The organism is Streptomyces ficellus, from assembly GCF_009739905.1.
Taxonomy (GTDB): Bacteria; Actinomycetota; Actinomycetes; order Streptomycetales; family Streptomycetaceae; genus Streptomyces; species Streptomyces ficellus_A.
In genome coordinates, this window is the sequence record NZ_CP034279.1 from 6992268 (window position 1) to 7004170 (window position 11903).

Here is an 11903-nt window from a genome sequence, read left to right on the forward strand (position 1 = left end):
GCGGGTGGTGGTGGTGCGGGTGGCGGTCAGGGGGCGTCGGCCCGGTGCTCCTCCAGTACGCCCGTACGGTGCCGCTGCACGAACCAGTAGTAGGCGAAACCGCCGAGGGCGACGATGCCGATGAACAGGAACGCCCCCCAGCGCAGGTACCAGTGCTGCGGACCCGTCGCGTTGTAGACCTCGGGCCGCGGCCACGCCAGGTTGATCGACATGGCCACGCCCCACAGCACGGCCAGGATGTTGACGGGCAGTCCGAACCGGCCGAGCGAGAAGCGGCCCTCCTTCGGGTGCCAGGTGCCCCGCAGCCGCTGGAGCAGCATCGGCACCGTGACCATCAGGTAGGCCACGTAGATCATGATGATCGCGATGCTGGTGATCACCGAGAAGATCTGCGGCTGGTTGATGTTGATGACCAGGATGATCACACCGATGAGGCCGATCACGACGGCGGGGATCACCGGCGTCTTGAAGCGGGGGCTGACCTTGGCCAGGACGGAGCCGGCCGGCAGGTTGTTGTCCCGGGCCATCGCGAACATGAGCCGGATGCCGGCGGCGTGCACGGCGAGCACGCACACCGTGATGGCGACGACGACGCACCACAGGAAGATCTCGCCGATCGTGGAGCCGAGCGTCTCCAGCACCACGTACTGCAGGCCGCCGGTGGACAGTTCCTCGGCCGCCAGGTCGGGCACGGCCATCAGGGCGAACAGCAGGATCAGTCCGCCGATCAGGAAGGACGCGATCAGCGCCCGCAGGATCGCCCGGGGGGCGTTGCGGCTGGGGTCGTGGGACTCCTCGCCCAGGGAGGAGGCCGTGTCGAAGCCGTACATGACGTACGCCGAGGCGAGGGAGGCGGTGAGGAACGCGCCGAGGTAGCCGAGGTTCTGGCCGCTGCCGAGATCGTAGGTTTCGGTGAGCACGGTGCCCGGCCCGCGGGTGATGTGCACCGCGAGGAAGATGATCAGGCCGATCGCCGCGATCAGCTCGATGAACACGCCGGCCGAGTTGATCCGGGCCATCAGCTGCACGCCGAACGCGTTGACCAGCGTGGAGAAGACGATGAGCACGGTTCCGAGCAGCACGGCGTTCTTCGCCGCGTCGCCCGACCCGCTGCCGTCCCCGACGAACTGGAACCAGGGGTCGATCTGCGGCAGCGTGATCTGGTAGGCGAGCGCGACGGCCGACAGCGTCACCATGGTGGCCGTCGTCATCATCCAGCCGCCGAGCCAGCCCACGTGCGGGCCGCCCATCTTCTTCGCCCAGTTGTAGACCGAACCGGCGACCGGGTACCGGGCGGCCAGCTCGCAGAAGCACAGCGCCACCATCAGCTGACCGGCGAAGACCATGGGCCAGGACCACCAGTAGGCGGGTCCGCCGAAGGTCACACCGAAGTAGAACAACTGGAAGGTGCCGGTGAGGATCGAGATGTAGCTGATGCCGGCGGCGAAGGTGTGGAAGTTGCCGAGCGTACGCTTCAGTTCGGGGCGGTAGCCCAGCTCGGCGATCGAGTCGTCACCCTGCACCGCCTCGCTGCCGCCCAGAGGCTCCGTCGCTCCGGCTCCGCCGCCGGGTCCCGCTCCCGCGCCTCCCGCGCCCGGTCCCGCTCCCGTACCGCTCATGCGAACCACCTCTGCGGCACCGGCGACAGCCTGCGCCAGACGTGTTTGGCCTCCTGGTACTCCGCCAGCCCGGCGGGTCCCAGCTCGCGTCCGAAGCCGGACTGCTTCATGCCACCCCACTCTGCCTGTGGTACGTACGGATGGAAGTCGTTGATCCACATGGTTCCGGCGCGGACCCGCGAGGCGACCCGGTGGCCGCGGTCCGTGTCGCCGGTCCACACCGCACCCGCCAGCCCGTACACGGTGCTGTTGGCGAGCGCCACCGCCTCGTCCTCGTCGTGGAACCGCTCCACCGTCAGGACCGGACCGAACGACTCGTCACGGATCACGGACATCCCGGCGTTGCAGTCGTCCAGGACGGTCGGCAGGTAGTAGAAGCCCTGCTGGAGTTCCGGCTGCTCCGGCCGCCCGCCACCGCAGCGCACCACCGCGCCCTCGGCCACCCCGGCGGCCACGTACGCCTCGATCTTGTCGCGGTGGGCGGCGGAGATCAGCGGACCGGTGCGCGCGTCGTCGTCGAAGGGGCCGCCGAGCGGGATGCGCCGGGCCTGCTCGACGATCGCGTCGACGAACGCGTCGTGCAGGTCGTCCTGGACCAGCAGCCTCGCACCGGCCGAGCAGACCTGCCCGGAGTGCAGGAAGACCGCCATCAGGGCGTGGTCGACCGCCGCCTCGAAATCGGCGTCGGAGAAGACGATGTTGGGGTTCTTGCCGCCCAGCTCCAGGGCCACCTTCTTCACGGTCGGGGCGGCCGCCGCCATGATGCGCCGGCCGGTCACCAGGCCACCGGTGAAGGAGACGAGATCGACCCGCGGGTCCTCGGTCAGCGGCGCACCCGCGGTGGCGCCCGCACCGAGTACCAGATTGGCGGCGCCCGGAGGCAGACCGGCCTCGGTGAGCAGCCGCATCAGCATGATCGCCGTGTGCGGGGTCAGCTCGCTGGGCTTGAGCACGAAGGTGTTCCCGGCGCCGAGCGCGGGCGCCACCTTCCACGCGGTCTGCAACAGTGGGTAGTTCCACGGTGTGATCAGCGCACACACGCCGACCGGCTCGTGCACCACCCTGCTGTCGACGCCCGGGTCCCCGGTGTCCACGACGCGGTCGCCACCGCCCGCGGCGACCAGGTTGCCGAAGTAGCGGAAGCAGTTGGCGATGTCGGCCATGTCGTAGCGGCTCTCGACGATCCGCTTGCCCGTGTCGAGCGACTCGGCGCGGGCGAAGTCCTCCTGGTCGCGCTCCAGCAGGTCAGCCGTGCGCAGGAGCAGGGCGCCACGCTCGGCGGCCGGAGTACGGGGCCAGGGCCCGTGGTCGAACGCCTCGCGCGCCGCGGCGATCGCCGCGGCGGCGTCCTTGGGCCCCGCCTCGTCGACCGTCGCGACCAGCGACCCGTCGGCGGGGCAGCGGATCTCCCGTGTCCCGCCCTCGGACGCGGCGATCCATGCTCCGCCGATGAAGAGTTCCGGCATGGCGACCTCCAGGGTCGGACGGCGCCCCTTCGGACGTCCGGTGACTCAAGCACCGACAGTAGCGGCGGTGGCCGCATACCGCAGCGTGGCGTCCTGCGACCAGGCGCACGCGCGCACCGGACGCCGGCCCGGACCGCCGCAGCGCTGCCCGACACCTCGCGCGCGAGGTCGGTCACCCGGACGGACGGCCGCTGGACCGGACGGGTGCGCTCACGGCATGCGCCGCCGGCGTAGGTTTCGACAGGTGCGTGTCGCCCTCGGGCAAGAAAACGAGCCGCATCGCAGCGAGCGGGAGCAGGCGCGTACGGCCGCTTGGGGACCGTCGGGGACGCCCCCCCCGCATAACGTTGTGATTCCGGCTGCGCACGGTGACGGCCGACGGGCACCACCGCTCCAAGGGCCTGTGCATCATAGGCGCATGGAAAGCGACGGGGGACGGCGTGGCCGGAGTGAAGAGCCGACGAGTTACGGGTTGCGGCCTCCGCTTCCGGCGGCACGAGAGCCGCAGCACGGGGCGCCGGCCGGTGCCGGCGCGGGCGGCGAGGAGGGCGCCCGCGCACCGGCGGCCGGCGCGGGCGGCGAGGAAGGCAACCGCGCACCGGAGGCCGGCGCGGGACGTCTCGTCGGTGGCCGCTACCGGCTGCTGGAACGGCTGGGCGCCGGTGGGATGGGCACCGTGTGGCGGGCCCGGGACGAGGTGGTCGACCGCGACGTGGCGCTGAAGGAGCCCAGGGTTCCCGACCACTTCACCGCCGCGGAACGCCACACCGCGTACCAGCGCATGCAGCGGGAGGCCCGCGCGGCCGCGCGCATCGACCACCCCTCGGTGGTCGCCATCCACGACGTGGTCACCGAGGGCGACAGCCCGTGGATCGTGATGGAACTGCTGCGCGGGAAGTCGCTGGCCGAACTCCTCGACGAGGGCACCTTGTCCCCGCAGGAGGCCGCCAGGATCGGTCTGGCCGTCCTCGGCGCCCTCACCGCGGCGCACGAGGCGGGGGTGCTGCACCGCGACGTGAAGCCGGGCAACGTGATGGTGTGCCGGCACGACCGCGTCGTCCTCACCGACTTCGGCATCGCCCACATGGAGGGCGAACAGAAGCTCACCGAGACCGGGGCCTTCGTGGGCTCGCCCGAGTACATCGCCCCCGAGCGGGTCCTCGGGCGCCGCCCCGGCCCGGAGTCCGACCTGTGGTCCCTCGGCGTCACGCTCTATCAGGCGGTGGAGGGCGTGTCGCCGTTCCGCCGGCAGACCACGCCCTCCACCCTCCAGGCCGTCCTGCTCGCCGAGTTGCCGCCGCCCCAGCACTCGGCGGAACTGACCGCCGTCCTCACCGGCCTGCTGCGCAAGGAGCCCGAGAACCGGATCAGCGCCCCGGCGGCGCTGCCCGTCCTGCGGGCCGCCGCGCACCCCCCGACCCGGACCCCCGGCCCCGACGCCGCGCCGGGCGGGCACCCCGACGGAACGGCCGCGCGACCACCGCGTGACCCCTTGAAGCGCCGCCTGCTCCGGCCACTGCCCCTGGCCGGGGGCGTCGTCCTGCTGGCGGCCCTGCTGGTCGCGCTGGTGCTGCCGTTCCGTGGCGGTGACGACCTGCCGGAGGGCTGGAAGCGCTACGAGGAGTACCGCATGCGGGTCACCCTCGCGGCCCCGGCCGACTGGAGCATCACCACCGCCGACGACGTGGACAGCTCGGACGGCGCCTACCTGGCCACCCGCTACACCTCGCCCAAGGGCGACGCCTCCCTCCTCGTCGACAAGAAGGAGCGGACCACCGAGACCGCCCTCGCGACGGCGCAGCGCTGGAAGCAGGAGTACGAGACGGACTCCCCGCCGGAGGGCGGCTCCGCCGCCGTCGCCACCGTGGCACCCACCACCGAACAGGGGCGTGACGCCGCGGTCCTCACCGTGACGTACAGCAAGGACGAGGACGGCGCGCCCCGACGGCTGTCCAAGACGCTCGTCGTGGTCAACTCCCGGCAGGAGCGGCTCACCCTGAACGTCGACGTACCCGCAGGGAAGTCGGCCCGGGCGACCGCGGACGGCCTGCTGGACCGGGCACGCGCCGAGTACCGGATCGGAGACCTGTGACCGTGTCCAGCACACCGAAGGAGCCCCCGGCGATGCGACTGGGCGATCCGGCAGCCGCCGGCCGGCTCGAACTGCGCCCTCTGCGCTACCAGTTCCCCACGGCGACGGGCGACCCCCACGACGACAACTGGCTCGTCGTCCGGGCCTCCGTGACGACTCCCGACGGCGCCCGGTCCCTCACCGATCCCTGCCTGCTGACCGACGAGGCCCAGCAACTGGCCGCCTGGCTGCGCGCCGTCGCGGCCGGTCGTGTCCCGGCGGCCGGTCGCGCGGCAGCGCCTCGGCAACCCGGTGGCGAGGACGGGCTCTCCGCGGACCTGACCTTCATCGAACCGGTCCTGGCCTTCCGTCTCGCCGGCCGGAGCGAGGACACGGCCGTGCTCCACGTGCACCTCTCCGCGGCCGGCGAGCCCCCGTGGCAGGAGTGCGACGAGGGCGCGGACCCGCGGCAGCCGGCCGTGGAGGTGCGGCTGGACACGGCCGCGCTCCTGCACGCGGCAGACCAGTGGGAGCGTGCGCTGGCGCCGTTCCCGAGGCGCTGACGGGTTCGACGGGACACGTCCCGGCCACGTTCCGGACCCTTTCGCGGCGGCCGGTGTCACCATGGCGGTCCGGACGGCACACCTCCGCCGGAGCGACCGACCGGAGCGACGGTGGGGGCGCTCGTCCGGAGTGGAGGACCGGACCGCCCGGACCGCCACCCACGGCCCCGAAGGAGCCACGATGACCGCCTCGCCAGCGCCGCGGACCGGCACGCACACTCTGCTCGACGAGGCGCGGCGGCTCCTGCCCGGCGTCGTCGACGTGCGCCGGAGTCTGCACCGCACACCGGAACTGGGCCTGCACCTCCCGCAGACGCGACGGACCGTCCTCGACGCCCTGGCCGGGCTGCCCCTGCACATCGCCGTGGGGGACCGGCTCAGCTCGGTGGTCGCCACCCTGGACGGCGCCCGGCCCGGCCCGACCGTGCTGCTGCGCGCCGACATGGACGCCCTGCCCCTCCAGGAGGACACCGGGCTCGCCGACGCCTCCCAGGTGCCGGGAGCCATGCACGCCTGCGGGCACGACCTGCACACCGCGATGCTCGTCGGCGCCGCCCGTCTGCTGTCCGCCCGCCGGGAGCGGCTCGCCGGCCGGGTCGTCCTCATGTTCCAGCCCGCCGAGGAGAGCGGCGGCGGCGCCGCGCGGATGATCGAGGACGGCGTCCTGGACACCGTGGACGGACGCGGCGTGGACGCGGCGTTCGCGCTGCACGTGATGACCCGTTTCGAGACCGGCACCGTGCACGTGCGACCCGGCCCGACGTTCGCCGCCTCCGACATGATCCACATCACCGTGCGCGGCCGTGGCGGTCACGCCTCCGCGCCACACCTCGCCCTCGACCCGATCCCCGTCGCCTGCGAGATCGTCCAGGCCCTCCAGGCAGCCGTGACCCGCACGGTCGACGTCTTCGACCCGGCGGTGGTCACCATCACCCGTATCCAGGCGGGTACGACCACCAACATCATCCCGGAGTCCGCGGAACTGTACGGCACCTGCCGGACGTTGACGCCCGCGTCCCGGCAGCGGATGCGTACCGTCGTGGAACGGGTGGCCCGCAACGTGGCCGCCGCCCACGGCGCGGAGGCCGACGTCGACCTGGGCGCCGGCTACCCGCCCGTGGTCAACGACCCGGACTTCACCGCCACCGTCGTCGAGGCGGCGACCGGCCTCCTGGGCCCCGGCCCGGTACGGCACCTGACCGACCCGGTCATGGGCGCCGAGGACTTCTCGTACGTCCTCGAACGCGTCCCCGGAGCGATGGCCCTGCTCGGCGCCCGCCCCGCAGGCGTCCCCGCCGAGGGCGCCCCGGACTGCCACTCCAACCGTGTCGTCTTCGACGAGGACGCCATGGTGACCGGTATCGCCCTGCACGCCGCGGTGGCCCTGCACCACCTGGCGGGCTGACGTCACCGCCGGAACGGGAAAGTGTTTGACAGGCCCGGGCGGGGGTGCGGCAAGGTACTCCGCATGACTCAGAAGATCACCCCGGCGTGGGAAGACCGGCTGGCGGCCGCGTGGGCGACGTTCGACGATTACGCCGATGGCCGTGAGGCGGAGTTCCGGGCGCTGATCGACGATCTGGTGGCCCAACTGCCCGACGACAGCCCGGTTGTACCCTTCGAACGGGCATGTGCCTTCGATTCGACGGGACACTCCGACAAGGCGGTGCCGCTCTACCAGGAGGCACTGGCACGCGGCCTCGACGGGTACCGCGGACGGCGTACGAAGATCCAGCTGGCCAGCTCCCTGCGCAACGTCGGCCGCGCCGAGGAGGGCGTCGCACTGCTGACCCCCGAGCTGGACGCGCCCTCCGACGAACTGGACGACGCCGTACGCGCCACCCTCGCGCTGTGCCTCGCCGACCTCGGCCGGGAACGCGAGGGCCTCTCCCTGGTCATCGGCGCCCTGGCCGGCCACCTGCCGCGCTACCAGCGATCGATGAGCAACTACGCCCGGCTGCTGATCGAGCCCGGCGACGGCTGACGGCGCGCGACCGCTGACTGCTCGGCCGCAGACAGCGCGGCCGGTGGCAGCGCGGCCGGTGGCAGCCGGGGGGCTCCGTCGCGCCCCGTGGGCCGGGATGCCGGACACTCGGTGTAAGAGCGCATTGTGGCGTGCACCGGGTGAGGGTTGCTGGCGTGCTTGATGTCCCGTTCTGGCTGTGGGGGGCGTTCGCCGCGACGGTGGTCGTGTCGCTGGTGGTGGACCTGCTGGCCCACCGCACGGCGCACGTCATCGGCTTCCGGGAGGCCGCCGCCTGGAGCGGGCTGTGGGTGGGGCTCGCCGTCATCTTCGGCGGTGTCGTCTTCGTCGTCCTGGGCCCGACGGCCGGTACGGAGTACACGACGGCCTGGCTGCTGGAGAAGAGCCTGTCCGTCGACAATCTCTTCGTCTTCGCGGTGATCTTCGCCTACTTCCGGGTGCCCCGCGCCTACCAGCACCGGGTGCTGTTCTTCGGCGTCATCGGCGCCCTCGTCTTCCGGGGCGTCTTCCTCTCCCTGGGCGTGGCCGTGGTCAGCCGCTTCACCGCGGTCCTGTTCGGGTTCGCGGCGGTGCTGTTCTACAGCACCTACAAACTCCTGAAGGACGAGGAGGAGAGCTTCGACCCGGGCAAGAGCTTCGCCGTACGGATGCTCCGCAAGGTCATCCCCGTCCGCGACGACTACGCGGGGGCGAGGTTCTTCGTCGTCGAGGCCGGCAAGCGGGTGGCAACGCCGCTGCTCGCCGTCGTCGCCGCGATCGAGGCCGCCGACCTGATCTTCGCGGTCGACAGCGTCCCCGCCGTCCTCGCCGTGAGCGACGACGCCTTCATCGTCTACACCAGCAACGCCTTCGCCATCCTCGGCCTGCGTGCCCTGTACTTCATGCTCGCGGGCCTCCTGGACCGCTTCCACTACCTCAGCAAGGGCCTGGCGATCATCCTGTCCTTCATCGGGGTGAAGCTCATCCTCCAGGCGTCCCACAAGCTGGTCAGCCCCGCCGTCCCCGAGATCCCCTCGCCGGTGAGTCTGGCCGTCATCGTCGTCGTCCTCGCGGGATCGGTGGTGCTCAGCCTCCGGAGGCCCGCCCCCGCGGAGCAGCGGTCGGACACCGGCGACGGTCCCGATCCGCCCGGCTACGATCCGCCCGGTCCCGCTCCCTAGTCGCCCCCTTCCCAGACGGCGATAACGGGCATATCGTAAAGAAATGGTCAAGACGAAGCGTGAGGTCGACACCTACACGTGTCCGGCCTGCAAGCAGGAAGTCCCCGCCGTGGCCACCCGCCACAAGACGCTCGGCGTGTTCGTCCCCACCTGGGGGCCGGGCGCGTGCGAGAACGCCCAGTGCCCCGACTACCGGCTGGACCCCCGGCGCAAGCCGCACACGCGCCGGTAGGCGCCCCCGGCGCGACCCGCTCCACCGCCGCCCCGACGCGCGGCCGTCCGCCGCCGGCCCGGCGTCCGTCGACCGTGCCGCCCCGCCCGTCGGCCACACCACGCCCCGGCTTCGCGTACGGGCGTGATGTGCCGCGCGGGCGGGGGAGAGGGACGATGGAAGGGACTTGCCTGGCCGGCGGCCGGAAGGGAGGGCCCGCCCATGGGTGCGACCGGGGCCTCGCCGGACGATCCCGCCCGGACGGGCGCCGTACCGGCGCCGGGCGGGCTGCTCGACGCGCTGAACGTGGCCGCCGTCCTGCTGGACGACGAGGGCAGGATCGACCTCTGGAGCCCCCAGGCGGAGAAGCTCTTCGGCTACAGCGCCGAGGAGGCACTCGGCCGGTTCGCCGGGCACCTGCTCATCGACGAGGTGCACCTGGACGAGGTCCTGGCGCTGTTCGCCAAGGTCATGGACGAGGGCGAAAGCTGGGCCGGCGTCTTCCCCGTCCGCCACAAGAACGGCTCCACGCGGCTGGTGGAGTTCCGGAACATGCGGCTCCAGGACGACCAGAGCGACTACTACGCCCTCGGCCTGGCCGCGGACCAGGCGATACTGCGGAACGTCGAGCGGAACCTGGCCCTGTCCGCCCAGCTGGTGTCCCAGTCGCCGATCGGGCTGGGCGTCCTGGACACGGACCTGCGCTACATCTCCGTCAACCCGGCGGAGGAACGCATGAACGGCGTGCCCGCCGCCGAGCACGTCGGGCGGCACGTCCACGAGGTGCTGCCGTACCTGGACCCCCGCTTCGCGGCCGCGACGAGCGAAGTCCTGGCCACCGGCGTGCCGATCGTGGACCAGTACGTCGTCGGCCGCACCCCGGCCGACCCGGACCACGACCACGCCTGGTCCATCTCCTACTACCGGCTGGAATCCCCCAACGGGAAGGTGCTCGGGGTCGCCACCTCCAGCGTGGACGTCACCGACCGGCACCGCGCCATCGAGGAGCAGCGCCGTACCGCCCTCACCCTCCAGCGCAGCCTGCTGCCCCACCCGCCCGCCCGCCGGCCGGGCCTGGAGGTCGCCTACCGCTACCGCCCCGCACAGGCCACGATGGAGATCGGCGGCGACTGGTTCGACGTCATCCCCCTCCGCGCCGGCAAGACCGCCCTCGTCGTGGGCGACGTGATGGGCAGCGGCGTGGTGGCCGCCGCCGCCATGGGGCAACTGCGCACCGCCACCCGGACCCTGGCCGACCTCGACCTGCCCCCCGGACGCCTCCTGCACCACCTCGATCACATCACCGACGATCTCGACACCATCGCGACCTGCGTCTACGCGGTGTACGACCCCGACGCGTCGCAGTGCCACGTCTCCCTCGCGGGCCACCTGCCCCCCGTACTCCTCCACGCGGACGGCACGCGCGAACTGCTCGACCTGCCGACCGGCGCCCCGCTGGGCGGTATCGGCGTCGCCTTCCACACCACCCGCGTCGACGTCGGGGCGGGCGACCAGCTCGTCCTCTACACCGACGGCCTGGTCGAGACCCGGGACCAGCCGATCGACACCCGGCTGGACACCCTCCTGGACGTCCTGGACGATCCGGGCAGGTCACTGGAGGACACCTGCGACCTGCTCCTGCGGAACCTGCGCCACGCCGGGGACCACGACGACGTGGCGCTGCTCGTCGCACGCACGGGCCCCCGCCCCACCGGCACACCGGACCCGCACACCTGAGGCGACCGCCGATGGACGCGCAGAGTGATGACAGGAAAGCGCTACGTGGCTCTTTACGGTCTCGGCACAGGATGAACGCGCGGTGTCCACTCGCCACGCGCGGGGGACTGGCAGGCTCCTTGGCCTGAACCACCCCGCACCATCCGCCTGTCGGGCACCCTGCCGGCGTCACGCCGGCCGCCGCAACCACGGCGAAGACCCGGTGTGCCCGCCGACCCGCAGAGGACACCCCCCACATCATGTCCGCTCACCGTCAGCGCCGCCCCTGGCGCCGTCCCGTCCTGGCCGTCGTCGCGGCGGGCGCGGTCGCCGTGCCCGCCGCCGCCTTCGCGACGGGTCCCGCGCCCGCCCCACCGGACGCACCCCCGGTCACCGCCGCGGCCGCGCTGGACGACGCCTACTACGAAGGCGCCGCCGGGAAGACCGGCGACGAACTCAAGACCGCCCTGCACGACATCGTCAGCCGCCAGACCACCCTCTCGTACGACGAGGTCTGGGAGGCGCTGAAGACCACCGACGAGGACCCGCGGAACCCCGCCAACGTCATCCTGCTCTACAGCGGCCGGTCGCAGGCGAAGGACGCCAACGGCGGTGGCACGGACGACTGGAACAGGGAGCACGTGTGGGCCAAGAGCCACGGTGACTTCGGTACGTCACCCGGACCCGGCTCCGACATCCACCACCTGCGTCCCGAGGACGCCTCGGTCAACGCCGTCCGGGGCAACCTGGACTTCGACAACGGCGGCGACGCGGTCGACGAGGCCCCCGGAAGCCTCGTCGACGGCGACTCGTTCGAGCCGAGGGCCGAGGTCAAGGGTGACGTCGCCCGCATGATCCTCTACATGGCGGTCCGGTACGACGGGACCGACGGCTTCCCCGACCTGGAACCCAACGACCGCGTGGGCAACGGCAGCGCACCCGCGATGGGCCGCCTGTCCGTCCTCAAGCAGTGGCACGAGACCGACCCGCCGGACGCCTTCGAGAAGTCCCGCAACGACAAGATATTCGCGATACAGAAGAACCGGAATCCGTTCGTGGACCACCCCGAGTGGGTGGCGGCCATCTGGAAGTGACGTCCCGTCACCAGTGGTG

10 protein-coding genes are annotated in these 11903 nt (G+C 72.2%); 8 read left to right on the forward strand and 2 right to left on the reverse strand.

The features are described from left to right. Positions 1-26 precede the first annotated feature (26 nt). A complete protein-coding gene (locus EIZ62_RS31440) occupies positions 27-1619 on the reverse strand; it encodes an APC family permease (RefSeq protein WP_156696049.1) in 1593 nt (530 codons plus the stop codon). After that, positions 1616-3085, reverse strand: a complete 1470-nt coding sequence (locus tag EIZ62_RS31445) for an aldehyde dehydrogenase family protein (RefSeq protein WP_156696050.1) — start codon at positions 3083-3085, stop codon at positions 1616-1618. Before EIZ62_RS31445 ends, EIZ62_RS31440 begins: the two co-directional genes overlap by 4 nt. Positions 3086-3503: 418 nt before the next feature. On the opposite strand from EIZ62_RS31445, the gene EIZ62_RS31450 reads away from it, so the two are divergent. The 8 genes from EIZ62_RS31450 to EIZ62_RS31485 all read left to right on the forward strand — a co-directional run bounded on the left by EIZ62_RS31450 (position 3504) and on the right by EIZ62_RS31485 (position 11884). After that, entirely contained in the window at positions 3504-5177 is a 1674-nt protein-coding gene (locus EIZ62_RS31450; protein ID WP_156696051.1) for a serine/threonine-protein kinase, read from the forward strand. 32 nt (positions 5178-5209) lie between these two features. Then, on the forward strand, positions 5210-5719 hold the full coding sequence (locus tag EIZ62_RS31455; protein ID WP_156696052.1) for a WapI family immunity protein: 510 nt from the start codon (positions 5210-5212) through the stop codon (positions 5717-5719). Positions 5720-5900: 181 nt separating this feature from the next. After that, a complete protein-coding gene (locus EIZ62_RS31460; RefSeq protein WP_156696053.1) occupies positions 5901-7124 on the forward strand; it encodes a M20 metallopeptidase family protein in 1224 nt (407 codons plus the stop codon). Between the two features lie 63 nt (positions 7125-7187). Then, positions 7188-7703 (forward strand): tetratricopeptide repeat protein, encoded by a 516-nt coding sequence (locus tag EIZ62_RS31465; RefSeq protein WP_156696054.1) that lies wholly within the window; start codon positions 7188-7190, stop codon positions 7701-7703. Positions 7704-7858: 155 nt separating this feature from the next. After that, the gene (locus tag EIZ62_RS31470; RefSeq protein ID WP_156696055.1) at positions 7859-8863 is read left to right on the forward strand and encodes a TerC family protein; all 1005 of its coding nucleotides are present in this window, start codon (positions 7859-7861) and stop codon (positions 8861-8863) included. A 43-nt stretch (positions 8864-8906) separates the two neighbouring features. Continuing rightward, entirely contained in the window at positions 8907-9095 is a 189-nt protein-coding gene (locus tag EIZ62_RS31475; protein ID WP_156696056.1) for a hypothetical protein, read from the forward strand. 201 nt (positions 9096-9296) lie between these two features. Then, positions 9297-10811, forward strand: coding sequence for a SpoIIE family protein phosphatase (locus tag EIZ62_RS31480; protein WP_156696057.1), 1515 nt, complete (start codon positions 9297-9299; stop codon positions 10809-10811). 239 nt (positions 10812-11050) lie between these two features. Then, positions 11051-11884: an endonuclease I family protein gene (locus EIZ62_RS31485; RefSeq protein WP_156696058.1), complete on the forward strand. Its 834-nt coding sequence runs from the start codon at positions 11051-11053 to the stop codon at positions 11882-11884. Positions 11885-11903: the final 19 nt, after the last annotated feature.

Excerpts from the sequence above, each read along its gene's own strand:
- EIZ62_RS31480 (WP_156696057.1), top strand. The coding sequence starts at position 9,297 with ATGGGTGCGACCGGGGCCTCGCCGGACGATCCCGCCCGGACGGGCGCC.
- EIZ62_RS31485 (WP_156696058.1), top strand. The coding sequence starts at position 11,051 with ATGTCCGCTCACCGTCAGCGCCGCCCCTGGCGCCGTCCCGTCCTGGCC.
- EIZ62_RS31465 (WP_156696054.1), top strand. The coding sequence starts at position 7,188 with ATGACTCAGAAGATCACCCCGGCGTGGGAAGACCGGCTGGCGGCCGCG.
- EIZ62_RS31450 (WP_156696051.1), top strand. The coding sequence starts at position 3,504 with ATGGAAAGCGACGGGGGACGGCGTGGCCGGAGTGAAGAGCCGACGAGT.
- EIZ62_RS31445 (WP_156696050.1), bottom strand. The coding sequence starts at position 3,085 with ATGCCGGAACTCTTCATCGGCGGAGCATGGATCGCCGCGTCCGAGGGC.
- EIZ62_RS31460 (WP_156696053.1), top strand. The coding sequence starts at position 5,901 with ATGACCGCCTCGCCAGCGCCGCGGACCGGCACGCACACTCTGCTCGAC.
- EIZ62_RS31475 (WP_156696056.1), top strand. The coding sequence starts at position 8,907 with ATGGTCAAGACGAAGCGTGAGGTCGACACCTACACGTGTCCGGCCTGC.
- EIZ62_RS31455 (WP_156696052.1), top strand. The coding sequence starts at position 5,210 with ATGCGACTGGGCGATCCGGCAGCCGCCGGCCGGCTCGAACTGCGCCCT.
- EIZ62_RS31440 (WP_156696049.1), bottom strand. The coding sequence starts at position 1,619 with ATGAGCGGTACGGGAGCGGGACCGGGCGCGGGAGGCGCGGGAGCGGGA.